This is a genomic window from Streptomyces mauvecolor (assembly GCF_039532965.1).
Taxonomy (GTDB): domain Bacteria; phylum Actinomycetota; class Actinomycetes; order Streptomycetales; family Streptomycetaceae; genus Streptomyces; species Streptomyces violascens.
Window position 1 is genome coordinate 90063 of the sequence record NZ_BAAASQ010000016.1, and the last position, 25641, is coordinate 115703.

Here is a 25641-nt window from a genome sequence, read left to right on the forward strand (position 1 = left end):
TTTCTGACGGACCGTTAGATTCTATGACCCGTCGGATGCTCCACCACAAGCCCCCGGGAGGGACGCGTATGTCACTGCCGCCCGAGTTCCACGAAATCGCCAAACGCGTGAACAACTGGGGCCGTTGGGGGCCCGACGACGAAATCGGAACGCTCAATCACATCACCGGCGAGACGGTCCGCCAGGCCGCCGGCCACATCCGCTCCGGCCGCCGCGTCCCCCTCGCCCTCCCCCTCCGGCAGGACGGCGTCCAGACGGGCGTCATCCCCGGGCGGGTCAACCCACTGCACACCATGGTCCAGATCAACCAGGAGATCTTCGGCCCCGGCACCGTCGCGTGCAGCGACGACGCGGTGACCTTCGGGCTCCAGGCCGCCACCCACTGGGACGCCCTGACCCACGTCTCGCACTCGGGGAAGATCTACAACGGCCGGCCCGCCGCCACCATCACCCCGCACGGCGGCGCCGAGTTCAGCGGCATCGACAAGCCCGGCCACGTCGTCTCGCGCGGGGTGCTCCTCGACATCGCCCGCGCCAAGGGCCTCGACCGGCTCGAAGGCGGCCACGCGGTCACGCCCGAGGACCTGGCCGAGGCGGAGGAGTTCGCGGGGGTAACCGTGCGCGCCGGGGACATCGTCCTCGTACGCACCGGGCAGATGCAGGTGTACCTGGCCGGAGACAAGCACGGCTACGGCTATCCGTCACCGGGACTCTCCGTGCGTACGCCCGAGTGGTTCCACGCGCGGGACGTCGCCGCCGTCGCGAACGACACCCTCACCTTCGAGATCTTCCCGCCCGAGATCGAGGACCTGTGGCTGCCCGTGCACGCCCTGGATCTCGTCGAGATGGGCATGCTCCAGGGCCAGAACTGGAATCTGGAGGACCTGTCGACCGCCTGCGCCGAGGCATCGCGGTACGCGTTCCTGCTGAGCGCCATGCCGGAACCCTTTGTGGGAGCCACCGGAACCCCCGTCGCCCCGGTAGCGATCCTGTAGATCCACGGGTGGCGGCGCCACGTGCGCGCCCCGAGCGCGGCACCGTCGCCGCCACCCAGGCATCGGCGTACCGGCTCTGCTCCTCGCATGCCCTGAGAGGAGCCTCGCCCTGATGGAGCCGACGCCGTGCCACGACCCGCACTCGCCGAGGCCGTGCAGAGTCCTCGGCGTCCCCTCGCGACGAATCGCTCATCCCAGAGTGATCAGGCCGACACCAGGCGTCAACACCCACTGAAGGGTTCGCGACTTATGCCGTATTTGTGACAGCGCACGGGGGTTCGTACGCCCCGCTGCCGTACGCCCCGTCCGTGCGCCCCGAAAGCTCCTTGAGCCCCGAGTGCCCCGAACGCTCCGGTGCCGGCAGCACCTCGGGCGCGTCGCGGTCCACCTCGCACCAGATCGACTTGCCCACGCCCTCGGGCCGCCAGCCCCAGCGGTCGGCGAGCCCGTCGACGAGTTCGAGGCCGCGTCCGTTGGTGTCGTCGCCCAGCGCGTGGCGCGGCTTGGGCGGACAACAGCTGGTGTCCGCCACCTCGACCCGGACGGTGCCCCCCTCGGCCGGGCCGAGCAGCATCCGCAGCACCGCCGGACAGCCCGTGTGCACCACGGCGTTGGTGACGAGCTCCGAGATCAGCAGGATCAACGTCTCGGCACACGGCTCATCGAGCCCTATTCCGGATCCCGCCAAACGCGAGCGGGCCCACCTCCGGGCCCGGCCCACCTCGGCGGGATCCGGCCCGACCTCCAACTGCACCTGAAGCACCTGCACCGTTCACACCATCCGAACCGGCGGACACATCGCCTCGCGCCTCACAGGGACCACCATCGGGGTCACTGAACGTGATTCCCATGGGAGACAGCATGGTTGACGTACAGTCACCGCAACAAGCGCTTCGGGCATATTCCAGCGCGAAGGAGTATGCGTGGTGCATACTGTGCGGCTCACTTTGCGGGAAACCGAACGGGAGCGCGTACGACGCCTCCGTGCGGTGTGGGCGGCGTGCGGCCCCGGGCCCGGGGTCACCGCACTGGCAACACCGGGAGAGCCGCGCCACACCACCACTCGCATCCCACGGAGAGTACCGGAGAGCGCCCCTGACTCCGGCCCGGGGCAAGTGCGCCGGGCCGCCGGCCGTCAACGCACCGTGACCGCTCACCGTGCCGCCCCGTACGCCCTACAGCGCCGAGGCCAGTGTTTCGGCCGCCTGTTCCGCCGACTGCCACTGCCCGGCTCGCACCCAGGCCCGCTTGAGGTGCAGATGCACATCGGCCTCCCACGTGAACCCCATTCCGCCGTGCACCTGGAGACAGTCCCGCGCCCCGCGTACGGCAGCCTCGTCCGCGAGCAGCTTGGCCCCGGCGATCTCGTACCGATCCCCCGTCACGGCCGCCGCGTAGACCGCCGCCCGCGCCACCTCGGTCCGTACGAGCATCTCCGCGCACAGGTGTTTCACGGCCTGGAACGCGCCGACCGGCTGCCCGAACTGCTCGCGCGCCCGCGCGTGTTGGACGGCGAGGTCCGTGCTGCGGGCCGCACTGCCGAGCTGTTCGGCCGCGCTCAGGAGGACGGCCTCGACGGCTGTGGCCGTACGGGTTCCACGTGTCCGGTGCAGCGGGGTCAGTGGGTCGAGCGAGCGGATCGGGGTCGCGTCCGAGGCGTCCCCCAGCACGTGGTCGGCTTCGTCCAGCCAGGCGACCAGAGCGCCGTCGACCCGGGTCACCACCCGCTCGCCGGTCGCCGCGCCCTCCACCGTCCCGGCGGCGAGGTGGGTCGCCACCAGCGGGCCCGGCAGCAGCGCCCGGCCCGCCTCCTCGAACACCAGGACCGCCTCCGGGAGTCCGAGCCCGACGCCGCCCTCGTGCTCGGGCAGCCGGAGGGAGAAGAAGCCCGCGTCGCCCAGTGCCCGCCACAGCGACCGGTCGAGCCCCGGCCGGTCCACGGCCGCCCGCAGGGCGTCCCGGTCGAACCGCGCTTCGAGCAGCTCGCGCATGCCCGCCTTCAAGGCCCGCTGGTCCTCGGTGAGTTGGAAGTCCATCAGCGCCCCTTGGGCAGGCCGAGGATGCGCTCGGCGACGATGTTCCGCTGGATCTGCGACGTACCGGCGGCGATGGTGTACGAGAGGGAGGAGAGGCGGTCCAGCGTCCACTCGCGTTCGAGGTCGAGGGAGTCCGGGCCGAGGATACGGGCCGCGGTGTCGTACAGCTCCTGGCGGGCGTGCGAGTAGCGGAGCTTGAAGACCGAGCCGCCGACGCCGGGGACCCCGCCGACGCGCTGCGATTCGCTCACGTTCCATTGAGTCAGCCGCCACAGAGCCGTGAACTCCGCGCTCAGCAGACCGAGTTGACGTCTGATCGCCGGGTCGTCCCAGGTCCCGTTCCGCTTCGCCGTCGCCGCCAGCTCGCTCAGCGTCCTGCGGCAGGCCACCACTTCGCCCACGAAGGCCGTGCCGCGCTCGAAGGACAGGGTCACCATCGTGACCCGCCAGCCGTCGCTCTCCGCGCCCACCCGGTTCACGGCCGGCACCCGCACCTCGTCGAGGAACACCTCGGCGAACTCGGCCGACCCGGCGAGCGTGCGCAGCGGGCGGACCGTGATGCCCGGCGCGTCCATCGGCATGGCGAGCCAGGTGATGCCCCGGTGCTTCGGTACTGCTGCGGAAATGGGCTCCGTGCGCACCAACAGCTCGCACCAGTCGGCCACTTCGGCGTGCGAGGTCCAGATCTTCGAGCCGGTCACCACGTAGTCGTCGCCGTCGCGAACCGCCTTGGTGCGGAGCGAGGCCAGGTCGGAGCCGGCGTCCGGTTCGCTGAAGCCCTGGCACCAGATCTCGTCGCCGCGCAGCACCGGCGGCAGCCAGCGCGCCCGCTGCTCGGAGGTGCCCTCGGCGGCGATGGTGGGTCCCGCGTGCAGCAGCCCGACGAAGTTCGCGCCGACGTAGGGCGCGCCCGCCTTCTCGGTCTCCTCCAGGTAGATGAGGTGCTGGGTGGGCGTGGCGCCCCGGCCCCCGGCCGCCTCGGGCCAGTGGAGTCCCGCGTACCCGGCGTCGTACAGCATCCGCTGCCAGGCGGTGTCGTACGAGCGTCTCGCCGGCCAGTCCAGCGGGTCCGGCTTCGGCGGGAGTTTGGGCAGCGAGACCGCCAGCCATTCGCGCAGCCGGGCCCGGAAGGCCTCCTCCTCGTCCGTGTACGTCAGGTCCATCGGCGCTCCTCGGCGTACGTCGAGTTCATCGGCGGGCGCGGTCGCGGTCGAGATCGAGGCCCAGCATGCGGATCGCGTTGCCGCGCATCAGCTTGTAGACGGTCTCGTCGTCGAGGCCCTTGACGTGGTCGAGGGCGACGTCCTTGGTGTGCGGGAAGGTCGAGTCGACGTGCGGATAGTCCGTCTCGAAGGTCGCGTTGTCACGGCCCACCACGTCCAGGGACGCCACCCCGTGCTTGTCGCGGAAGAAGCAGCAGAAGATCTGCCGGTAGTAGTACGTGGACGGCGGCTCGGGGATCAGATCGCGCACTCCGCCCCACGCGCGGTGCTCCTCCCACACGTCGTCAGCGCGCTCCAGGGCGTACGGAATCCAGCCCATCTGCCCTTCGCTGTAGGCGAGTCTGAGGCTCGGGAACTTCACCAGCACGCCGCTGAACAGGAAGTCCATCATCGACGCCATCGCGTTGTTGAAGCTCAGCGAGGCCTGCACGGCGGGCGGTGCGTCGGGGGAGGCGGCGGGCATCTGCGAGCTGCTGCCGATGTGCATGTTGACCACCGTGCCGGTCTCTTGGCAGACCGCGAAGAACGGGTCCCAGTAGCCGGAGTGGATGGACGGCAGGCCGAGGTGTGTGGGGATCTCGGAGAACGTCACCGCGCGCACCCCGCGCGCGGCGTTGCGCCGGATCTCGGCGACCGCGAGGCCGATGTCCCACAGCGGGATGATGCACAGCGGGACGAGCCGGCCCCCGCTGTCGCCGCACCACTCCTCGACCATCCAGTCGTTGTACGCGCGGACGCAGGCGAGGGCGACCTCCTTGTCGTGAGCCTCGGCGAAGGTCTGGCCGCAGAACCGCGGGAAGGTCGGGAAGCAGAGCGAGGCCTCGACGTGGTTGAGGTCCATGTCGGCCAGGCGCGCCTTGGGGTCCCAGCAGCCGCGCCGCATCTCGGCCCGTGTGATGCCTTCGAGGGTCATGTCGTCGCGGTCGAAGCCGACGGCGGCGATGTTGCGCTTGTACGGGAACTTCAGGTCCTCGTAGATCCACCAGTCGGTGGGCGGCCCGTCCGGGTCCATCGTGATCTGGTACTTGCCTGCCACGTAGGCCAGTTCACCGATTCCGGCGGTCAGCGGCTTGGGTCCCCGGTCGCGGTACTTGGCGGGCAGCCAGACGTCGAAGAGATGGGCCGGCTCGATCACATGGTCGTCGACGCTGACGATCCGCGGCAGTTCGGTCATGAGGTCCCCTCCGCATATCTGATGACCCGTCAGATGTCAGGCTAGCCCCGCACCCCTGGACCAGCAAGGAGCGGGGGCCTACGCTCTCCGCCATATCTGACAGCCCGTCAGTTCGGGCAGTTTGGGGGGATCGGCATGGCCGACACCGCACACGCACTCGGTTCCTCGCGCACGCTCTGGGAGCTGGTCGAGCGCCGCGCCGAGCTCACCCCGGACCGCCCGGTCCTCCTCCAGGGCGACCGCACCCTGACCTTCGGCGAGCTGCGCGAGCGCTGCGAGCGGGTGGCGGCGGGCCTGTACGGGATGGGCGTACGGCCGGGAAGCGTGGTCGCCTGGCAGCTGCCGACCCGGATCGAGACGGCGGTCCTGTCGTTCGCCCTGGCCCGGCTCGGCGCGGTCCAGTCCCCGGTGATCCCCTTCTACCGGGACCGCGAGGTGGGCTTCGCGCTGCGCGAGTCGAAGGCGGAGTTCTTCGCGGTGCCGGGGGTGTGGCGCGGCTTCGACCACACCGCGATGGCCCGGCGGCTCGGCGCGCGGGGAGTCTTCGAGGCGTACGGCCGGCTCCCGGACGCAGAGCCCGGGCTGCTGCCGCCCCCGCCGTCCGACGGCACCTCCGTACGCTGGATCTACTGGACCTCCGGCACCACTTCCGACCCCAAGGGCGTGCTGCACACCGACCGTTCGCTGATCGCGGGCGGCTCCTGCCTCGCGCACGCGCTGCACCTGTCGGCGGCCGACGTGGGCTCGATGGCCTTCCCGTTCGCACACATAGCCGGGCCCGACTACACGGTGATGCTGCTGCTCTACGGCTTCCCCGCCGTGATGTTCGAGCACTTCGCGCTGCCGGACGCGCTTGACGAGTACCGCCGGCACGGCGTGACGGTGGCCGGCGGCTCGACCGCCTTCTACTCGATGTTCCTGGCCGAGCAGCGCAAACGGCCCGGCGAGAAGGTGATCCCGACCCTGCGGCTGCTCGCGGGCGGCGGCGCGCCGAAACCGCCCGAGGTCTACCACGCGGTCGTACGCGAGATGGGCGTCCAGCTCACCCACGGATACGGCATGACCGAGGTCCCGATGATCACCATGGGCGCTCCCGACGACACCGCCGAGAACCTGGCCACCACCGAGGGCTGCCCGCCGCCCGGCATGGAGATCCGCATCACCGACGAGGCGGGCGGGCCGGTGCCGCCCGGCGTCGACGGCGAGGTGCGGCTGCGCGGCGAGGCGGTGTGCCGGGGCTATCTCGACCCGGCCCAGTCGAAGGCCGTCTTCGACGCCGACGGGTTTCTGATCACCGGTGACGTGGGGCATGTGCGGACGTCCGGGCACCTTGTCCTCACCGGGCGGATCAAGGACATCATCATCCGCAAGGGCGAGAACATCTCCGCGAAGGAGATCGAGGACCTGCTGCACACGCATCCGGCCGTGGGCGACGCCGCCGTGGTCGGTCTCCCGGACCCCGAGCGGGGCGAGTTGGTGTGTGCCGTCGTCGAACAGCGGCCGGGGGCAGGCGATTTGACGCTGGACGGCGTTACCTCCTACCTGCGCGGACAGGGGCTCTCGGTGCACAAGTTGCCCGAGCGGCTTGAGGTGGTGGAGGCACTTCCGAGGAACGAGACGCTGCGGAAGGTACTGAAATACAAGTTGCGGGAGCGCCTCGGCGGGGCATGAGCACTGCGCCCTGCCACTCCCCCACAAGGACGGACCGCATGGAACTCACCCGCAGACATCTCATACTCGGCGCCGCCGCCGTCTCCGCGACCACGCTCGTCCCGGCCGCCGCCCAGGCCGCCGTACGGCCGCGTACGAGCGCGGACGCCGCCAACTGGATGGCGGCGCTGCCCGACAGCCGGTCCCTGCTGCGCATGACGATCCCGGGGACCCACGACTCCTGCTGCACCAACCCGGGCAACGGCACCGAGTGGTCGCACACCCAGAACTGGGGGCTGCCTCAGCAGTTGCAGCAGGGCATCCGGTTCTTCGACATCCGGGCCAACGGGCTCGAAGGCCATCTGAACGACGCGTTCGGGATCTACCACGGCGCCTTCTACCAGGGCATGACGTTCGGCGACGTGCTCACCCAGAGCGCGGGCTTCCTCGACAGCCACCCCGGCGAAGTCCTCCTGATGCGGCTCAAGAAGGAGAACGGGACCAACAACGACGTCGGCGCCAACTTCAAGAACGTCCTGAACGTCTACCTCGACCAGAAGGGCTGGCGCTCCCGGTTCCTGATCAGCGACCGGGTTCCCACGCTCGGCGAGGCGCGCGGGAAGATCGTGCTGCTCGCCCAGTTCGACAACGACTGGCCGGTGCTCCAATGGCCGGGCGGCGACAACGACTTCCTGTCCAACCAGTACATCAAGCTCCAGGACATCTACCAGGGCCTGTCCTGGCCGTCGAAGAAGACGGCCAAGGTGACCCAGCAGTTCGACAACGCCTACAACGACCAGGACTCGGCCCAGCTCTACATCAACTTCACGAGTTACGCGGGCGGCGGCTGGCCCAAGGTCAACGCGGACGCGATCATGCCCGGCGTACAGAGCTATCTCGCCGCGCGCCTGAGCCAGCAGACCCACCTGGGCGTCGTCCCGATGGACTTCCCCGACTTCCACCCGGACACCCTGCGCACGCTGATCGACTGGAACTGGCACTGAGCCCGTTACGGCTCCCGCCTCACGGCATCGTCGTGAAGTAGGCCGTGAAGGCGGTCACCGCGTCCGGTTCGGTGATGCGGCCGTCGGCGTCCTCGTCCAGGGTCACGGCCACGTCCGCCGCGACCCCGGGCGAGACACCGAGGGCCCGCAGCGCGCGCTCGGCGTCGGGCACGGACACCGTGCCGACGCCGGCCGTGTCGGCCACCGCGAACGCGGCGTGCAGGAAGGGCCGGGCGATCTCGGTGAACCCGGTCGTGCGGTCCCGCAGCCGTTTGATCGCGCCGCCCACGAACTCCTGCCGGGTCACCCGCTGGTCGCCGTCCACGTCCGCGATCCCGGCCAGGCCCTGCCACAGCGCCTCGGCGCCGCCGTAGAGCGCCTGCCCCTTGTCGCAGCGGGCGGTCGTGTCGAACTCGGAGAGCAGCGCCGCCGCCGCCGTCGAGAAGTCCTCGCGGTCGATCCAGCCGTTGCCGTCCTGGTCGAAGGAGGCGAAACGGGCGGCCACCCTGCGCTCGTACTCCGCACTCTCGGGACTGTTCATACTGTCCATGCCCGGAGCGTACGACGCACGGCGCCCGGGCGAGAGGGTTACGCGGAGGAGTACCGCAGGGGGTGTCTTCGCGGAGACTCCTTTACGGCGCGGCACCTCTGTGCGGCGTGCTCCTCTGTTCGGCGGGGACTTCTTTTACGCGGAGAGTGGCCCGGCTTTACGCGGAGAGCGGCTCGGCCAAGTCGTCGGCGGCCGAACCCACATCCCCGTACACCTCGAAGAGGCGTCGCACCCCGAGCGCGGCGAGCACCTTGTTCACATGGCTGCCGTCCAGGGCACCGCGCGCGGGCAGGATCAGGCGCAGCCGGCCCTGGCAGGAGCGCATCAGGCGGCGGGCCGCTATCAGCACGCCCACGCCGCTCGAATCGCAGAACTGCACGCCCGACAGGTCCAGGACCAGATCGCGGCGGCCCTCGGCGACCGCGTCGTGCACCTGCCTGCGCAGTCTCGGCGAGGTGACCAGATCCAGCTCACCGCTCACCCGCAGCACCGTCCACGTGCCCTGCTCGGACTCGTCCACTCTCAGCGCCACGTCGCCGGCCCCTCTCTGTACTCTGCCCCCTCCTTGCGCGGCTGCCCCGGCCCGCTCCCGTGAAACACGCCATTACCACCGGATGCCTTTGCGAGGGAGTACTTGGTGCAAACCTCCGTGCATTGTCAGCCCGTCGCATTACATTCGTAGATACACAGGGACGGGCGCACAGGGGCACACGCGGGGAACAACAGGGTTGGGGAGCCTATGCCGAAGGACGCACCACCTCGGTGGGACCGCCGGATGCAGCAGCGCCTCGCGCGCGGCGAGGCGGCGGCGCTCGGCGAGCTGTACGACCGCTTCGCTTCCCTGGTGCACAGCCTCGCCCACCGCGTGCTCAGCGACGACGACGCGGCGGACCAGATCACCCGCGAGGTCTTCGGCTACGTGTGGGAGAACCCGGACGCCTACGACCCCAAGCTGGGCTCGATGCGCTCCTGGGTCGCCAAGCTCACCCAGCGCCAGGCCGTGCAGCGCCTGCGCCAGTCCGAGGCGTCCACGTACGCGGAGAACGGCGGATGCTCGACCGAGGAGCTGGAGCAGAAGGTGCGGCGGGCCTCGGCCGCGGCCCGCGCCGACTACATCGTCACCTCCATGCCCGCCCCGCTGCGTGCCGCCCTGGAGCTCGCCTACTTCCAGCGCCGCGACTACCGGCAGGCCGCCGCCGACCTCAGCATCACCGAGGACGAGGCGCGCCGGCGCCTGCGGCTCGGCCTGCAACTGCTCTCCTCGGCCAACTCCCGGCCGCCGGAAGGAGCCGCACCGCCCGGATACGGACGGGCGCTGTGACGGGCCCGATGGAGCAGGGCGAGCCCACGCCCGACGACGAGAACACGCCGCGCATACCGTCACCGCGGGCGGCGGGCGACGACCTGACCGGCGGCGGGCGGGGCGGATCCGGCACGTTCTTGCCCGGGCCGCGCGAGGGTAACCGTTTCACCCCGCCGGAGCCGGAGCCGCACGCTTCGATGGACCCGGAGCCGCACTCCGCACCGGAGCCGGATCCCGAGCCCCAAGCCGTCCCCGAGCCGGAAGCCACGGTGCACGAACCCGCCCCGCACGAAGCCCACGCCGACCCGCCCTCGCACACCGTCCTGAAGTCGCTGCTCGGTGCGTGGGCTCTCGCCGCGTGCTCCGCCGAGGAGACCGACGCCGTCGAGGCGCACCTCACCGAGTGCGCGCCCTGCGCCGACGAGGCGCTGCGGCTGCGGGACGCGGTGGGGCTGCTGCACACCGAGCGCAGCCTCGACCTGGACCCGCTGCTGCGCTCCCGTGTTCTGGAGAACTGCCTGGCCGGCGCCCGGCCCGCATCCCGGTGCCCGGGTGGGCGGCCCCGTACGACGCGGAGACCGCCCGGCTCGACGCGCTGCTCAACGACTTCGGGGATGCCGAATGGCACGCTCCGGTGCGGCTGAAGTGGTTCGAGCAGGAGCGGCGGGTGACCCGCCGGACGACGGTCGCGGGCGTCATCGGACACCTGATGGCCGTCGACGCGCTGGTGGCGACCGCGCTCGGTCTCGACGAGCCGGTGCCGATGGACCCCGAGGCCGCGGCGGCCGGGCCGACCGCGCGCACCGAGGCGCTGTGGCGGGCCGGGCAGTACCCGCTGACCCGCACGGTCCGCGAGCCCTGGCGCGAGCAGTCCCACACGCTGATCCGCACGGTGTCGTTCGCGGGGCGCGGCGTGGCCGAACTGGCCGTCCCCTACGGGGAGTTCGCGCTCCCGCTGCAGGACGCGATGCTCGACCGGGCCTTCGAGTGCTGGATCCACGCGGGTGACATCGCGGACGCGGTGGACTATCCGTACGACCCGCCGTCCGGGGCGCATCTGCACCGCATGATCGACCTGGCGGCCCGCGTCCTGCCCATCACGCTGGCCGGCCGCCGCCGGGCGGGCCTCGCGGCGCCCGCGCGCGGCCTGGTCACGGCGGGCTCGCCCGGCCGTTCGCTGCGCCTGGAGATCGAGGGCGTGGGCGGCGGCGACTGGCACATCCCGCTGGACTCCCCGGCGGCCGTCGCCTCGCCGGAGCACGAGGTGGCCCATGTGGCCCTGGACGGCGTGGAGTTCTGCAGGCTGGCCGCGGGCCATGTGCAGCCGCAGGACGCGGCGGTGGGCCAGCGCGGCGACCGCGAGGCCATCAGGGACGTGCTGTTCGCGGCCGCGTCGCTGAGCCGGCTGTAACCCTCAGGGGCTGTCCGGCCACGGGGTCACGTGAAGACGACCGTACGGCGCCCGTTCAGCAGAATGCGGTGCTCGGCGTGCCACTTGACCGCCCGCGCCAGCGCCTGGCACTCGACGTCCCGGCCGATCGCGACGAGCTGGGCCGGAGTGACCTCGTGCCCGACGCGCTCCACCTCCTGCTCGATGATCGGCCCCTCGTCGAGGTCGGCCGTCACGTAGTGGGCGGTCGCGCCGATCAGCTTCACGCCGCGCGCGTGCGCCTGGTGGTAGGGCTTGGCACCCTTGAAGCTCGGCAGGAACGAGTGGTGGATGTTGATGATCCGCCCGCTGAGCTGCTTGCACAGGTCGTCCGAGAGCACCTGCATGTACCGCGCGAGCACGACCAGCTCGACCCGCTCCTCGCGCACCAGCTCCACCAGCTGCGCCTCGGCCGCGGCCTTGGTGTCCTTGGTGACCGGAATGTGGTGGAAGGGCACGTCGTAAGAGGCGACGAGCTCGGCGAAGTCGGTGTGGTTGGAGACGACCGCCGCGATCTCCACCGGCAGCGCGCCGGACTGGGAGCGGAACAGCAGGTCGTTCAGGCAGTGCCCGAACTTCGACACCATGAGGATGATCCGCATCCGCTCCTCGGGGCGGTGGATCTGCCAGTCCATCTGGAAGGAGTCGCCGACGGCCGCGAAGCTGGCGCGCAGCTTGTCCACGGTCACCGGGGACTCGGCCGAGAAGTGGACCCGCATGAAGAAGAGACCCGTGTCGCGGTCTCCGAACTGCTGACTGTCCTCGATGTTGCAGCCGGTGATGAACAGATAGCTCGACACGGCATGCACGATGCCCTGTTTGTCCGGACAGGAGAGCGTGAGGACGTACTGGTCAGTCATCCAGGCAGGATGCCACAACCGGACACCCCCGCCGTGCGCGGACCAGGATCCGGACCTCAGGCCGAGCGGGTCAGGATCCTCAGGACTTCGAGGGAGCGCGGCGGCGCGTCGGGGTCCTCACCGTCACTCTCCGCGAGCCGCACATGCGCCTCACGCGCCGCCCGCACGGCCTCGGGCCAGGCGTGGTGGGCGAGGTAGGCGGAGACGGGCGCGTCGGCGCCGACCTGGTGCATGATGCGCAGCACCCGCAGGACGGCGACGTCGACGAGGGCCGCCTCGCCCGAGTCCCGGAAGATCGTACCGACGTACTTCTCGGCGGACCAGTTGTCCAGCCAGGTGTCCTCGACCAGGCGGTACACGGCGTCGGTGACGTCCCCGAACCCTTCGCGCCCGGCCAGCCAGGTCTCCTCGTGGAAGACGGGGTCGGAGAGCATGTGCAGCGCGGACCGTACGTTCGTACGCCAGCGCCACCACGGCATGTCATTCAACGGCATGCCGCCCATGGTGGAGGAGCGACGGCCGCGACGGGAAGGGCTTGCTGAACCTTGCTGCACGTTTTCGATCGTACGTTCCCCACAATCGCGGCCCGATCACCCCCCGCAATTCACCTTTACGTCACCCAGCGTTGAAGCATGCTCACTTTGCCGTTACCCATGGGGCGGAAGTGTGTGGGCACATGACCGGTTACGGATGGCAGCGTCCCCGGGGCTCGACCAGGCCCCGTCGCTCGATCAGTTCGATCAGCACGACGGCCACCGTGTTCGCCGCGTGTTCGGCGGTCGGCGCCTCCCTGTTGACCGGCTGCGGTGTGCTCCCTGGAGTCGCGGGGGGCTCCAGGGAGCCCATCACCGTGATGACCTGGGCACCCGACGGCACCTCCGCGACCAACACCCCCGGCATGCCCGCCATGGCCAAGGCGTTCGCCCGCTGGGTCAACGCAGGCGGCGGCATCGACGGCCACGAGCTGAACGTCATCACCTGCAACGAGCACAACACCGCGACCGGCGCCTCGGACTGCGCACGCCGCGCGGTGAAGGAGAAGGCGGTCGCCGTCGTGGGCTCCTACAGCCAGTACGGCAGCGCCTTCATGCCCCCGCTGGAGGTGGCCGGCATCCCCTACCTCGGCGGATACGGCATATCCGACCAGGAGTTCACCAGCGCGCTCTCCTACCCCGTCAACGGCGGCCAGGCCGCCCTCATCGCGGGCAGCGGCCGGCAGCTGGCCCCGGACTGCGACCAGGTCTCGCTGGTACGCCCCGACACCATCGCCGGCGACCTCCTGCCGACCCTGCTCGACGCGGGGCTCCTCGCCGGGCATCGCAGGGCCGCCACCGACATCCGTACGACCGAGGACGCCGGCGACTACACCGCCGAGGCCCAGCGCGCGCTCGCACAGGCCGGGGCGGACCCGGCGCTCGTGGGCCGGATCGGCAGGAAGGCGGCCGAGCAGAAGGCGAGGAAGGGCTGCGTGACGGCCGTGCTCGGCGACCGCACGGAGACGTTTTTCGACTCCTTCCGGCGGGTGGAGAGCGACGACCAGAAGGTGCGCGTCGCCTCGGTCATCGGCTCGATCGGCCAGCCCCTCGTCGACCGCACCGGCGGCAAGGACGGCCCCTTCGAGGGCGCGTACGTCACCGGCTGGTACCCGGAGGCCGACGACCCGCGCTGGGACCCGATGAAGAAGGTCGTCCGCGAACAGGCCTTCGGGGACGACGCGATCGACGCGGCGGACGCGGGGGTGCAGACCACGTGGATCGCGTACACGGTCCTGAAGAAGATCGTCGAGTCCCTCGGCCAGGACTCGGTGCGCGCGGTGGACGTGGTGCGCGCGCTCAACAAGGGCGTCAGCGTGAGCACGGGCGGCCTCACCCCCGACCTGCGCTGGCGCTTCGAAGACATGCTGGCGGCCCCGGACTTCCCGAGGATCGTGAACCGCCAGGTGACGTTCCAGGTGGTGAAGAACGGCCGCCTGGTGTCACTGAAGGGGGGCTTCACAGACGTGAGTTCAACCCTGGAGAACTCGGCGGCGAACGGCTGAACATACGAGTTCTGCGAGGGGGCATGCCGTCAGGGGCGCGGGGAACTGCGCGAGCAATCACGCACGGCCCGAGTCCGAAGGCGGGTTCAGGGGCGCGGGGAACTGCGCGACAAGCCACGGACGGCCCGCACCCGACCACGAACGCGGGGAAGCGCCCGGCGTCCCCAGCGCCTCAAAGCTGGGTAGCCCCCCGCTTGGTCAAGTTCCACTTGGTGGCAATGGCGTTCCACAACCCCGCAGCCTCCTGCTTGGACTTGGTCGCCTCCCCCGACGCCTTGTCCCCCTGACCGGCGTCCTTCGTCCGCTTCGCGTGCCCGTCCTTGCAGCCCTTCCCCTTGTCCCCCGCCACCGCGTCGGACCACGCCGCGTAGTGGTTGTCCGCGGACGCGGAGGACTGCCAGGCCTTGGTGAGCGCGGCGGAGAGCTTGTCGTGGTCGGGCAGCTTGTCGACGGAGAGCCGGCCCAGCCGCGTCACCAGGTCGGCGCGCTGCTGCGCGGCAGAACGCAGCGAGGCGGACGCCTGGTCGAGCTTGTCGCACTTGCGGATGTCGGCGACCGCGCCGATCACCGCGTCCCGGCTGCTGCCACTGTCGGCGAGCAGCTTGTCGAGCGCCTCGGCCTGCGCCTTGGCGGGGTCGTCGGCGGCCTTGGTGCCGCCGCCGTCGCCGGTGGCGGGCGAGCTGACGGCCGCGGGCTGCTTGTCGTCCTTCTTGTCGTCCCCGCCGCCGCTCAGGAGCGCGCCCGCGCCGAGCCCGATGGCCGCGCAGCCGACGACGACCGCGGCGATGATGCCGACCGGCGACTTGCGCCGGGGCGCCTCGGGCTCGTACCCGGAATGCTGCCCGGCGGGTTCCTGGTACGGGGGCTGGGCCGCGAACTGCGGCTGCTGCTGGAACTGCGAGGACGGGGCCTGCGGCGGCTGGTAGCCCTGCTGCTGGGGCCGATTCAGCGGAACGGAGGGCTGGAAGCGGGGCAACTGCGCGGATGCGTCGCCCTGTTGGGGCGGCCCGTCGGCCCGGAAGAGGCTGTCGAACTCGGCGGGCGGCTGCCGGTCGCCCGGCGCCCCCGGCCGTATCCCGTACGGGGCGTCCTGCGGGGCCGGCGGCACCGGCGGCAGGACCTGCGTCGGGTCGGCGCCGGGAGCCTGCGCTCCGGGGAAGCGGGCCGCGTCACCGGAGTGCTCCGGCGGCAGCGCGCCGGGCCCGCCCCCCACCGGGGCGATGTACTGCGTGGCCTCGCTGCCGGAGCTCCCCTGCACGGGGGCCAGGTACTGCGTCGCCTCACCGCCGGAGCTGCCGGGGCCGCCCGGCACGGGAGCCAGATACTGCGTCGCGTCGCCGGCGGAGTTCCCCGGCACGGGGGCTATGTACTGCGTGGCTTCCGCGTCCCCGTTCCCGGCCGGCACCGGCGCGAGGAACTGCGTGGCCTCACCGCCGGAGTTGCCCGGGTTGCCCGGCATGTGCGCTATGTACTGGGTCGCCTCCGCGTCCCCGCCGCCGTTCTCGGGCGGCAGCGGCTGCCCGAAGGTCGCCGGTCCCTGCGGGGGCGCGACGGGAGGCGGCTGGGAGGCCTGGCCCTGCGGGCCCCAGGGCTGACCCCAGGGCTGGGCTCCAGGAGGCGCCGGCAGCGGCTCCCCGGCTCGGGGGCCGCTTCCGTCGGCGGGCAGCACGACACCCTCGTGCGCGGGCCGCACAGCCGGAAGCTGCGGCTCGTCACCCTGTCGGCTCTGCGTCACCGGAACTCCTGTACGTGGACCTACGGAATCGTCGGTTCACGCTACCGGGTCCCCCCACGCCCTTGCCAAGCCCTCCCTCAACCCCGGCCACTCGGGCCCGCACGGGCCTCAGAACGCCCCTCGCTCAGGCCGCCTGGACCTCCAGGCGCTCGCCGAACTCCCGCACCGCCGGGTCGTCTCCGTACGGCTCCAGACGCACCTGGAGGTCCTCCAGGTAGTCCGCGCCCCGGTTGGAACGCAGCGTGGACAGGAGCTCCACCGCCCGCGTGCCCGTCGCGCACGCCTCCTCGACCTCGCGCTGCTGGACCTGCGCGGTGGCGAGCAGGATGAGCCCGATGGCGCGCCGCCTGGCCCGCGACTCGGGGTGCCCGGCCAGTGACTCCTCGGCCCGCCTGGCCGCCGCCTCCGGCTGGCCCAAGTCCCGGTGGCAGTGCGCGAGTTCGTCCGCGAGATAGGCGTGGTCGAAGTGCGCGATCCAGCTCGGGTCGTCGCCGGATTCGGGGTCCGCCGCCTCCAGCGCGGACAGCGCCCGGCCCGCCACCACCTGGCACGTGCGGGCGTCGCCGAGCAGCGCGTGCCCGCGCGCCTCGGCCGCGTAGAACATGGCCTCGGCGCGCGGCGTGACCCGGCCGCGCGCGCCCTCCTGCGCGGCCCGCGCCAGTTGGGCGATCTCGCGCGGATTGCCGAGCTGGGCGGCGAGGTGGCTCATGGAGGCGGCCAGGACATAGCCCCCGTACCCCCGGTCGTCGGCGGCCTGGGCGAGACGCAGCGCCTGGATGTAGTAGCGCTGGGCGAGGCCCGGCTGGCCGGTGTCGACGGCCATGTACCCGGCGAGTTCGGTGAGCCTGGCCACCGCCGCGAACAACTGCCGCCCCACGGACTCCCGGTAGGACCCGGCGAGCAGCCCGGACACGACGCTGTTGAGGTAGTGCACGACGACCGGCCGCACATGGCCCGCCCCGAACCGGTGGTCCAGCTGCACCAGGGCGTCCGTCATCGCCTTGACGGCCTCGACGTCGGCGGCGCCGACCCGCTGCCCCGCAGTGCGCGCGACCTGCGCGTCCGCCCCGGTGATCAGCCAGTCCCGGCTCGGCTCGACGAGCGCCGATGCCGCGACGGTGGAGCCGGACAGGAAGTCGCGGCGCCCCACGTCGCTGCGCCACAGCTCGCAGACCTGCTCGATCGCGCCGAGGACGGTGGGCGAGAACTGGAGCCCCACCCCCGAGGCGAGGTTCTTGCCGTTGGCCATGCCGATCTCGTCGATCGTGACCGTACGGCCCAGCTTGCGGCCGAGCGCCTCCGCGATGATGCCCGGCGCCCGCCCCCTCGGCTGCTGTCCGCGCAGCCAGCGCGCCACGGACGTCTTGTCGTAGCGCAGGTCGAGACCCCGCTCCGCGCCGACCATGTTCACGCGACGGGCTAGGCCGGCGTTGGAACATCCGGCTTCCTGGATGAGCGCCTGCAGCCGTTCGTTGGGCTGGCGGGCGACGAGAGGCCTGGCTGCCATGTGAACCCCCTGGAGCGGCAGTGATCAGCACAGTGATCACTGCCCTGCGAATATGCAGAGAAACGAGGGGAATCGGGAATATGGCTTCATTGCCAGAATTCCCGTCTGCTTCCCCCGCATATGGCTACCCTGTCGCCGACACGCAGCCCCACGCGCGCCCCCACCCATGCACCCATGCGCCCCATTTGCAGGACCGATCCCGCTGATCCCACGGTCGCCGAGCCCGTAACCCTGGGTGGCGGCCGGAGTTGAGCCCGTCGTGGAAGAAACCATCACAGGCACGGGCACGGATACGGAATCCGCACAGATCCCCAAGCAGCGCGGCGAACAGCTCCTCGACAGCGCCGTACGGTACGCGGAGGAGCGGCACTGGGACGTCTTCCCCGGCACCTCCCTGGAGGCCGACGAGGGCGTCGAGCGCTGCTCGTGCGGTGACACGGCGTGCCCGAAACCGGGTGCGCACCCGGCCCGGCCGGACTGGGCGACGCAGGCCACCGGCAGCGCGGTCGCCGCCCGCCGCCTGTGGTCCAAGAGCCCCCGGTCCTCGATCCTGCTTCCCACCGGGCGCACCTTCGACGCCATCGACGTACCGGAGTCGGCCGGGTTCCTCGCGCTGGCCCGCATGGAGCGGATGGAGCTCACGCTCGGCCCGGTCACCTGCACCCCGGACCGCCGGATGCTGTTCTTCGTCCTGCCGGGCGCGGGCGCCAAAGTCCCCGACCTGGTACGGAAGTTGGGGTGGACGCCCGCCTCGGTCGACCTCATCACGCGCGGCGAGGGCGACTACGTGGCGGCGCCGCCGACCCGCATCGGCGGCTCGGGCGCGGTGCAGTGGGCACGGCGCCCCACCCCCGCGAACCGATGGCTGCCGGATGCCGAGGAGCTGATCAGCCCCCTCGCCTACGCCTGCGGCCGCGAAGCCGCCGACGCAAGGGCCCGACGCCCCTAGCGCAACCGGGGCATTCGGCTCCTATGGTGTCCAGGTAGGCACCATCACGGGGACGAAAGGCACCACCATGCCGGACCAGGCATTCGAGAAAGCGGCGGACACGGCGGGCGGAGCGCGTACGGCGCCGCCCGCCGTCCGCGTCCAGGGGCTGTGGAAGCGCTTCGGGGAGCAGATCGCGGTCGCGGGGATCGACCTGGAGCTGCCCGCGGGCAAGTTCATCGGCCTGGTCGGCCCGAACGGCGCGGGCAAGACCACCACCCTGTCCATGGTGACCGGGCTGCTCAGGCCCGACCAGGGCAGGGTCGAGGTCGGCGGGCACGACGTGTGGCGCGACCCGGTCGCCGTGAAGTCCCGCATCGGCGTACTGCCCGAGGGACTGCGCCTGTTCGAGCGGCTCTCGGGGCGCGAGCTCCTCGGCTACTCGGGCCGGCTGCGCGGACTGCCCGGCGCCGAGGTCGACAAGCGGGCCGCCCAGCTTCTGGACGTACTGGACCTGGCGGGCGCGCAGCACAAGCTCGTCGTCGACTACTCGACCGGCATGCGCAAGAAGATCGGGCTCGCGGCCGCTCTGCTGCACAATCCCGAAGTGCTGTTCCTGGACGAGCCGTTCGAGGGCGTCGACCCGGTGTCCGCCCAGACCATCCGCGGCGTCCTGGAGCGCTACACCGCCTCCGGCGCCACCGTCGTGTTCTCCAGCCACGTCATGGAGCTCGTCGAGTCGCTGTGCGACTGGGTCGCCGTGATGGCCGCGGGCCGCATCCGCGCCCAGGGGACCCTGGCCGAGGTACGCGGCGACGCCACCTCGCTGCAGAACGCCTTCCTCGAACTCGTCGGAGCGAACGGCCGCAACGCCGGCGACTCCCTCGACTGGCTCGGCGGCGGTACCCGGTGACCGTGTCCTCCCAGAACGCCTCCGCCCTGGCCCCCGTCTTCGTACGACTGAAGCTGTCGCTGATCAAGAACGGGCTGCGGCAGTCCGGTGGCCGCCGGGCCGCCTACATCACCTCCGCCGTCCTCGCCCTGCTCTTCGCGGCGCTCCAGCTGCTCGGCCTGATCGCGCTGCGCGGCACGGAGCACGCGGGCACCGTGACCCTGCTGCTCGTGGCGCTGATGGCCGTCGGCTGGACCGTGATGCCGCTGTTCTTCCCCAGCGGCGACGAAACCCTGGACCCGACCCGGCTCGTCATGCTGCCGCTGCGGCCCCAGCCCCTGGTCGGCGCACTGCTCGCGGCCTCGCTTGTGGGCATCGGGCCGCTGTTCACGCTCTGCCTGATCCTCGGCTCGGCGATCGCCGTGGCGCACGGGGCGGGCGCCGTCGTGGTCGCCGTCCTCGCCGTGCCGCTCGCGCTGCTCGTGTGCATCGCGCTCGCCCGGGCCGTCGCCGCCGCCAACACCCGGCTGCTGACCTCGCGCAAGGGCCGCGACCTCGCGGTGCTGAGCGGCCTGGTCATCGCGGTGGGCTTCCAGTTCGTGAACTTCGGCGCGCAGCGGCTCGGCAGGTCGGGCGGCCTCTCCGCGCTCGACCCGGTCGCCGACGTGGTGCGCTGGCTTCCGCCGGCCTCCGCGATCGGCGCGGTCGACTCCGCGGGCGAGGGCTCGTACGGCCGGGCGGTAATCCAACTCCTCATCTCCGTAGGGGCGTTGGGGCTTCTCCTGTACGCCTGGCAGCGCTCGCTGGTGAAGCTGATGACCACGCCGGACGGCTCGACGCTCGCCGCGTCCGACGCCTCCCGCAAGGAGTCCGGCGGCAGGGGCCTCACCTCGCTGCTCCCCGAGGGCCGCACCGGCACCGTCATGCTGCGGACGCTGCGCTACGCCTGGCGGGACCCCAAGACCAAGGCGGCGTGGATCACCTCGCTCGCGATCGGCCTGATCGTGCCCGTCTTCAACGCCGCCCAGGGCAGCGGCACCGTCTACTTCGCGTGCTTCGCGACGGGCATGCTCGGCATGCAGATGTACAACCAGTTCGGGCAGGACACCTCGGCGTTCTGGATGGTGCTCCTGAGCATCTCCTCGACCCGGGACGCCTATCTGGAGCTGCGCGCCCGGGCGTTCGCGCTGCTGCTCGTGACGCTTCCGTACACGCTGCTCGTGACCGCGGTGACGGCCGGGATGCTCGGCGACTGGACGAAGCTGCCCGAGGTCGTCGGGCTCGCGCTCGCCCTGCTCGGGGCGATGCTGGCGACGGGTTCGGTGGCGTCGGCGACGCTGGCGTACTCGATCCCGCAGGACAGCCGCAAGAACGTGGCACCCGGGCAGGGCGGCATCGCGTTCCTGTCGATCCTGGGCGGGATGGTGGTGAGCGCGGTCCTGTGCGCGCCGATGATCGCCCTCGCGATCTGGCTGCACGTGTCCGGCCACCAGGGCTCCCTGTGGCTGCTGCTGCCACTGGGCGCGGTGTACGGAGCAGTGATCGCCTGGGCGGGCCTGAAGGTGGCGGCCCCCCGCACGGCGAACCGCCTGCCGGAAATCCTGACGGCGGTCAGCACGGGCTGAGCCCCGATGCCGACCCGGCCCGGCACCGGTCCCGCCAGGGGCGCGGGGAACTGCGCAAGCGGGATTACGGGGTGAGCACCCCGTCGAGGAAGGGCTCGATCGCGGTGCGCCAGCCCTCGGGCTGGTCGTAGTGGACGAGGTGGCCCGCATCGGAAACCTCGGCGTACTGGCCGCGCGGCAGAACCCGGACCATCTCCTGGGCCTCCGCGCGGCCCAGCTCCCCGTCAAGACCCCGCACCACGAGCGCCGGGCAGTCGACCTGGGCGAGCTCCTCCCAGTGGGCGTCGTACACCCAGGTCTCGCGGGAGGTCAGCATCTGGCGGCGGGAGAAGACCGGGCGCCAGCCGTCGGCCCGCTCGGCCATGACCTCGGCGAAGAACTCGCCCCGGGCGGGGCTGGGCCGCTCGACCCAGGGATCGTCCTCGCCGAACCACTTGCGTACGTCGGCGAGCGTGGCGAAGGGCACCGGCCAGGACTTGAACCAGTCCTCCCACTCGCGCTGCGAGGCGGCGCCGAGCGCCGAGGCCCGCATGTCGCAGATGACCAGGGCGCGGACCAGGTCGGGGCGCTTGGCGGCGAGCTGCCAGGCGGTGAGGGCGCCCATGGAGTGGCCAATCAGGGTGACGGGGGCGAGGCCCAGCTGTTCGACGGCGGCCTCGGCGTCGGCCACGTAGACCTCGCGGGTGAAGGGGCCGTCGGCGGGCTTGTCGCTGCGGCCGTGGCCGCGCTGGTCGATGGCGACCGCCCGGTGTTTCTCGGCGAGCCAGCGGGCCGTGGAGGCCCAGTGCGAGGCCCGGCCCATCAGCCCGTGGAGCAGTAAGACCCCAGGAGCGCGCTCGCTCTCCGCGCGGGCCTTGGGCTGCTCCGCGAACTCCCAGGCGGCGAGACGAACCCCGCCGGTCCCCGTCACATCGATGCGCCGCACCATGTGCCCTGGCACCCCCTTCAGCCCCCGAGTGGTCAGTTCCCCGCAGAGTATCGAACCCCTATTCGAAAACTCGCGTCTCTCGCGCAACACCCCTCGTTCGAGTGACCACACTCAAGGATTGACGGAACGTGCCGAGGGGAGATCTTCTCCGGGAGGCGGGCCGCTCGGGGAAGACGGTCTGCGGGGGTCGACCCTGGGAGCTCGGGGCTCCGGGTCGACACCGGGGAGGACAGGCCCCGGCGCCCCGGGGCGCCGGGGCCCTGGTCTTCCCGAAGCGGGTGTACGGGCACGGACGCCCAGGCAGGCCGGGGTGCCGAAGGTGGTGCAAGTGGTCCGAACGGCATCATGCTGCCGCCCCCTCCCCTGCCGCACGCCTCTGCGGTCATATGCCTCAAGGCACAGCCTCGCACGCGATCCGCCCGGCCGCTGCCATTCCACCCGGAAACCGGCCTTCCCCGCAAGCTTCCCGCAGCCTTCACGAAGTGGCCCCAACGGGCGGCCGGGGGAAGGGCGATGACGTTGCGTCACCGCCGCTTCCGCACTCCGCATCCGGTCCTGCTCGGCACGCCCGGGTCAGCGCGCCCTGCCCAGCACCCGGTCAGCGCTTGGCGACGAAGACGTGCGAGGCGACGTCCGCACCGAGCTCGGCGGCCTCACCGCTGCTGCCCACCAGGACCCCGCCGGGCGACTGCGTCACGCTGACCACGGAGCCGGGCTGCACGCCCGCCCGCCGCAGCGTGTACATCAGCTGGGCGTCGGTCTGGATCGGCTCGCCGATCCGGCGCACGATCACCGTCTTGCCCTCGGGACCCGGGTCGAGCTCGCCCAGGCTGATGATGCCGTCCTCCAGGAACGCGTCCGCCTCGGCCTTCTCGCCCAGCTCCTCGAGGCCCGGGATCGGGTTTCCGTACGGAGACTCGGTCGGGTGGCGCAGGAGCTCCAGGACGCGGCGCTCGACCGCCTCGCTCATCACGTGCTCCCAGCGGCAGGCCTCCGCGTGGACCTGCTCCCACTCCAGGCCGATCACGTCGACGAGCAGGCACTCGGCGAGCCGGTGCTTGCGCATCACGCGCGTCGCGAGCTTGCGCCCCTCGTCGGTCAGCTCCAGGTGGCGGTCGCCCGCGACCTGCACCAGGCCGTCGCGCTCCATGCGCGCCACGGTCTGGCTCACCGTCGGGCCGCTCTGGTCCAGGCGCTCGGCGATGCGGGCGCGCATGGGGACCACACCCTCCTCCTCGAGCTCGAGGATGGTGCGGAGATACATCTCCGTGGTGTCGATCAGTCCGGACATACGTGCCCCTCGATGCTGTGACATAAAAACGTCGTACCGCTGGCCCTGAACCAATTCTGACGCATCGCACTGACAACCGTGCCGCAGCGACCGCCCGCCATCTTGACCGGCTGCCCGCGGACCCCGTATTGACAGGGGAAAGGTCCAGACCGCACCGTGATCGGCGCACGGTCGTTACCCCACCCCGGAAAGGGTCCTCGGCGATGAGCGAGAGCAAGCTGGCCGGTCAGTTCTTCGACGCCGCGATCGGGCTCCTGGGGCGGGTGCGGGACGAGGAGTCGCTGAACATCGCGGCTGCCGGGTCCCTCATCGCCGACACCGTCGAGGCGGGCGGCCGGCTCTTCGCCTTCGGCGCCGGGCACTCCTCGCTGGCCGCCCAGGACGTGGTCTACCGGGCCGGCGGATTCGCCCTGATGAACCTGCTCGCGGTGCCCGGCGTGGTCGGCGTCGACGTCATGCCCGCCACCCTCGGCTCCGCCCTGGAGCGGGTCGACGGCCTCGCGGGCGCGGTCCTCGACTCCAGCCCCGCCCGGGCCGGCGACGTCCTCGTGATCATCTCCCTGTCCGGGCGCAACGCGCTGCCCGTCGAGATGGCCATGAACGCGCGGGCGCTCGGCCTCAAGGTCGTCGGGGTCACCTCGCTGGCGTACGCCGAGGGCACCAGGTCACGGCACGTCTCGGGTACGTTCCTGCGCGACCACTGCGACATCGTGCTCGACAGCAAGATCGCGGTGGGCGACGCCGAGCTGACCCACGAGGGCATCGAGGCGCCCTTCGCGCCCGCGTCCACCGTGGTCACCAGCGCGCTCATGCAGGCGACGATGGCCGCGGCGGTGGAGGCGCTGGTCGCCCGGGGGATCGAGCCGCCGTTGCTGCGTTCGGGGAATGTCGACGGGGGCCACGAGTGGAACGGGCGGGTCATGTCGGAGTACGGGGACCGCATCTTCTTCCGCCACGGCTAGCCATTCCCGGGGGCTCCGCCCCCGCGCCCCCGCTCCTCAAACGCCGGAGGGCTCGATTTCCGCTGCGGCCGGTGGGCACAGGGCTCTGCCCCGGACCCCGCTCCTCGATCGCCGGAGGGGCTGATTTTCCCGAGGACTGGCTCAATGCGTGCCCAGGGCCTGCGCCAGGTCCACCGCTGCGGCCACCCTCGCCGCCACGCTCTCCGCGTACGCCGCGTCCGGGCGTTCGAAGGCCGGACGCGACGGACCGCGCAGGAAGGTCAGGACGCCCAGGGTGCGGCCGCGGCTGCGCAGCACCACGCACAGGGCGTGGGCCGCGTCCGGCGGCCACTGGCGCTCCGCCGCCCAGGATTCGTCCGCCCCGCCCGCGCTGTCCCGTACGGAACCGGTCCGGTCCACCGCCTGCAGCGCGGGGTGGCCCGCCGGATAGCGGACCGGGATGCCGCCGCCCGCGACGGGAGCCGCCGGGCCGGGCTCGCCGGCCGGGGTCGCCGCGGCCCGCACGAGCCGCTCGCCCACGGCCAGGTCCACCAGGGCGTGGTCGGCGAAACCGGCCAGGGCGTAATCCAGGTGGGAGGTCGCCGCCTCCATCGGGTCCTCGCACTCCGCGGCGGTCCGCGACGCGCGGTGCAGCTGGTTGGAGCGGAAGCGGAGCCGGTCGGCGTCCTGTTCGGCGAGCCGGGCGTCGGTGACGTCCTGGAAGAGCCAGCCGACCCCGAGCGGAACCGGTTCTTCCGCGAGCGGCGAGGACAGCCTCAGGAACCCGCTGCGCCAGCAGCGCCGCCGCTCGCCCTCCGCGGTGCGCAGCGTGACCCACACCTCGGCGGGGCTGGCCGGCGCGCCTTCGGACAGGACGTGCTGGAGCGCGCCCTCCAGGTCCTCGACGCCCTGGACGATCAGCTCACCCAGGGGGCGGCCGAGGAGGGTCGCGCGGCCGGTGCCGAGGGCTCGGGCGGCGTAGGCGTTGACGACGGTGGGCCGCAGGTCGACGTCGACCAGGACGACGCCCCAGGACACGTCCTCGAACAGGGCCTCGCTGAGCGCGATGGACCGTTCCAGGTCGATCTGGGCGTGCACCTCGCTGAACGCGCAGTACACCCCGGCCGGGGTCCCGTCGGCGCCCCGCACGCCCGCCGACTGCGTACGGACGAGGACGCGGCCGCCGTCCCTCCTGAGGAGGGCGAACTCATGGACCTGGCGGCCCGGCGTGTCCATGACGGCCATGAGCCGGCCCTGCACCTCGTCGGCGTCGGCGGGCCGCACCGCCCAGCCCGCGAGCCCCCGCCGCCCGACGGCCTCTTCGGCCGCCCAGCCGAGGATCCGCTCGGCCTCGCGGTTCCAGTGGGTGACCACGCCGTCCGCGTCGAACGCGCACAGGGCCGCGTCCATCCCGTCGAGCAGCGCGGCGAGGAGGTCCCCTCCGGGTTCCGGGACGGCCGTATGCGCGGGCCCGGCTCCGGATCCGTCCGGAACCGGAGCACTGGCGGTCTCACTCCGGGAAGCAGTCATCC

General features: G+C 71.8%; 22 protein-coding genes and 1 pseudogene. 10 read left to right on the forward strand and 13 right to left on the reverse strand.

Translation table 11 applies throughout. The features are described 5' to 3' along the window. Nucleotides 1–68: 68 nt before the first annotated feature. Entirely contained in the window at nucleotides 69–995 is a 927-nt protein-coding gene (locus tag ABD346_RS21675; RefSeq protein WP_344376952.1) for a cyclase family protein, read from the forward strand. 247 nt (nucleotides 996–1242) lie between these two features. Here the strand turns inward: ABD346_RS21675 and ABD346_RS21680 are convergent, their stop codons facing one another. From ABD346_RS21680 to ABD346_RS21695, 4 genes are all read right to left on the reverse strand, one after another. Continuing rightward, a complete protein-coding gene (locus ABD346_RS21680; RefSeq protein WP_344376953.1) occupies nucleotides 1243–1764 on the reverse strand; it encodes an ATP-binding protein in 522 nt (173 codons plus the stop codon). 406 nt (nucleotides 1765–2170) lie between these two features. Next, a complete protein-coding gene (locus ABD346_RS21685; RefSeq protein ID WP_344376955.1) occupies nucleotides 2171–3031 on the reverse strand; it encodes an acyl-CoA dehydrogenase family protein in 861 nt (286 codons plus the stop codon). Then, a complete protein-coding gene (locus ABD346_RS21690) occupies nucleotides 3031–4194 on the reverse strand; it encodes an acyl-CoA dehydrogenase family protein (RefSeq protein ID WP_344376957.1) in 1164 nt (387 codons plus the stop codon). The genes ABD346_RS21685 and ABD346_RS21690 overlap by 1 nt, the downstream gene beginning before the upstream one ends. Nucleotides 4195–4219: 25 nt before the next feature. Continuing rightward, nucleotides 4220–5428, reverse strand: a complete 1209-nt coding sequence (locus tag ABD346_RS21695; RefSeq protein ID WP_344376959.1) for an amidohydrolase family protein — start codon at nucleotides 5426–5428, stop codon at nucleotides 4220–4222. Between the two features lie 135 nt (nucleotides 5429–5563). On the opposite strand from ABD346_RS21695, the gene ABD346_RS21700 reads away from it, so the two are divergent. Continuing rightward, a complete protein-coding gene (locus ABD346_RS21700; RefSeq protein WP_344376960.1) occupies nucleotides 5564–7099 on the forward strand; it encodes a class I adenylate-forming enzyme family protein in 1536 nt (511 codons plus the stop codon). Between the two features lie 38 nt (nucleotides 7100–7137). Beyond that, on the forward strand, nucleotides 7138–8082 hold the full coding sequence (locus tag ABD346_RS21705) for a phosphatidylinositol-specific phospholipase C (RefSeq protein WP_344376961.1): 945 nt from the start codon (nucleotides 7138–7140) through the stop codon (nucleotides 8080–8082). 19 nt (nucleotides 8083–8101) lie between these two features. On the opposite strand, the gene ABD346_RS21710 is transcribed toward ABD346_RS21705, so the two are convergent. After that, the gene (locus ABD346_RS21710) at nucleotides 8102–8632 is read right to left on the reverse strand and encodes an EF-hand domain-containing protein (RefSeq protein ID WP_344376962.1); all 531 of its coding nucleotides are present in this window, start codon (nucleotides 8630–8632) and stop codon (nucleotides 8102–8104) included. A 157-nt stretch (nucleotides 8633–8789) separates the two neighbouring features. Beyond that, nucleotides 8790–9164, reverse strand: coding sequence for an STAS domain-containing protein (locus tag ABD346_RS21715; RefSeq protein ID WP_344376963.1), 375 nt, complete (start codon nucleotides 9162–9164; stop codon nucleotides 8790–8792). 207 nt (nucleotides 9165–9371) lie between these two features. Here ABD346_RS21715 and ABD346_RS21720 point away from each other — a divergent pair, with 207 nt between their 5' ends. Next, entirely contained in the window at nucleotides 9372–9953 is a 582-nt protein-coding gene (locus ABD346_RS21720) for a sigma-70 family RNA polymerase sigma factor (protein ID WP_344376964.1), read from the forward strand. An 8-nt stretch (nucleotides 9954–9961) separates the two neighbouring features. After that, a pseudogene (locus tag ABD346_RS21725) lies at nucleotides 9962–11346 on the forward strand (zf-HC2 domain-containing protein). Between the two features lie 26 nt (nucleotides 11347–11372). On the opposite strand, the gene purU reads toward ABD346_RS21725, so the two are convergent. Together purU and ABD346_RS21735 are read right to left on the reverse strand one after the other, a co-directional pair. Then, nucleotides 11373–12224, reverse strand: coding sequence for a formyltetrahydrofolate deformylase (purU, locus tag ABD346_RS21730; protein WP_344376965.1), 852 nt, complete (start codon nucleotides 12222–12224; stop codon nucleotides 11373–11375). 56 nt (nucleotides 12225–12280) lie between these two features. Continuing rightward, on the reverse strand, nucleotides 12281–12727 hold the full coding sequence (locus tag ABD346_RS21735) for an SCO4402 family protein (RefSeq protein ID WP_344377158.1): 447 nt from the start codon (nucleotides 12725–12727) through the stop codon (nucleotides 12281–12283). Nucleotides 12728–12900: 173 nt separating this feature from the next. Here ABD346_RS21735 and ABD346_RS21740 point away from each other — a divergent pair, with 173 nt between their 5' ends. Continuing rightward, a complete protein-coding gene (locus ABD346_RS21740) occupies nucleotides 12901–14262 on the forward strand; it encodes an ABC transporter substrate-binding protein (protein WP_344376966.1) in 1362 nt (453 codons plus the stop codon). Between the two features lie 172 nt (nucleotides 14263–14434). Here the strand turns inward: ABD346_RS21740 and ABD346_RS21745 are convergent, their stop codons facing one another. Together ABD346_RS21745 and ABD346_RS21750 are read right to left on the reverse strand one after the other, a co-directional pair. Then, entirely contained in the window at nucleotides 14435–15997 is a 1563-nt protein-coding gene (locus ABD346_RS21745; protein ID WP_344376967.1) for a hypothetical protein, read from the reverse strand. 124 nt (nucleotides 15998–16121) lie between these two features. Beyond that, nucleotides 16122–17504 carry an NsdA family TPR-like regulatory protein gene (locus ABD346_RS21750; RefSeq protein ID WP_344376968.1) on the reverse strand — a complete coding sequence of 461 codons (1383 nt, stop codon included), beginning with the start codon at nucleotides 17502–17504 and terminating at the stop codon, nucleotides 16122–16124. A gap of 259 nt (nucleotides 17505–17763) precedes the next feature. Here ABD346_RS21750 and ABD346_RS21755 point away from each other — a divergent pair, with 259 nt between their 5' ends. The 3 genes from ABD346_RS21755 to ABD346_RS21765 all read left to right on the forward strand — a co-directional run bounded on the left by ABD346_RS21755 (nucleotide 17764) and on the right by ABD346_RS21765 (nucleotide 20949). Beyond that, a complete protein-coding gene (locus ABD346_RS21755; protein WP_344376969.1) occupies nucleotides 17764–18453 on the forward strand; it encodes a bifunctional DNA primase/polymerase in 690 nt (229 codons plus the stop codon). A 67-nt stretch (nucleotides 18454–18520) separates the two neighbouring features. Further along, nucleotides 18521–19345 carry an ABC transporter ATP-binding protein gene (locus tag ABD346_RS21760; RefSeq protein WP_344376971.1) on the forward strand — a complete coding sequence of 275 codons (825 nt, stop codon included), beginning with the start codon at nucleotides 18521–18523 and terminating at the stop codon, nucleotides 19343–19345. A 2-nt stretch (nucleotides 19346–19347) separates the two neighbouring features. Beyond that, nucleotides 19348–20949, forward strand: coding sequence for a transporter (locus ABD346_RS21765; RefSeq protein ID WP_344376972.1), 1602 nt, complete (start codon nucleotides 19348–19350; stop codon nucleotides 20947–20949). Between the two features lie 64 nt (nucleotides 20950–21013). On the opposite strand, the gene ABD346_RS21770 is transcribed toward ABD346_RS21765, so the two are convergent. Together ABD346_RS21770 and ABD346_RS21775 are read right to left on the reverse strand one after the other, a co-directional pair. Next, nucleotides 21014–21877, reverse strand: a complete 864-nt coding sequence (locus ABD346_RS21770) for an alpha/beta fold hydrolase (protein WP_344376973.1) — start codon at nucleotides 21875–21877, stop codon at nucleotides 21014–21016. A gap of 598 nt (nucleotides 21878–22475) precedes the next feature. Further along, nucleotides 22476–23168 carry an iron-dependent transcriptional repressor DtxR gene (locus ABD346_RS21775; protein ID WP_189961686.1) on the reverse strand — a complete coding sequence of 231 codons (693 nt, stop codon included), beginning with the start codon at nucleotides 23166–23168 and terminating at the stop codon, nucleotides 22476–22478. 203 nt (nucleotides 23169–23371) lie between these two features. On the opposite strand from ABD346_RS21775, the gene ABD346_RS21780 reads away from it, so the two are divergent. After that, nucleotides 23372–24130: an SIS domain-containing protein gene (locus ABD346_RS21780; protein WP_344376974.1), complete on the forward strand. Its 759-nt coding sequence runs from the start codon at nucleotides 23372–23374 to the stop codon at nucleotides 24128–24130. Between the two features lie 141 nt (nucleotides 24131–24271). On the opposite strand, the gene ABD346_RS21785 is transcribed toward ABD346_RS21780, so the two are convergent. Further along, nucleotides 24272–25639 carry a PAS domain-containing protein gene (locus ABD346_RS21785; RefSeq protein ID WP_344376975.1) on the reverse strand — a complete coding sequence of 456 codons (1368 nt, stop codon included), beginning with the start codon at nucleotides 25637–25639 and terminating at the stop codon, nucleotides 24272–24274. Nucleotides 25640–25641: the final 2 nt, after the last annotated feature.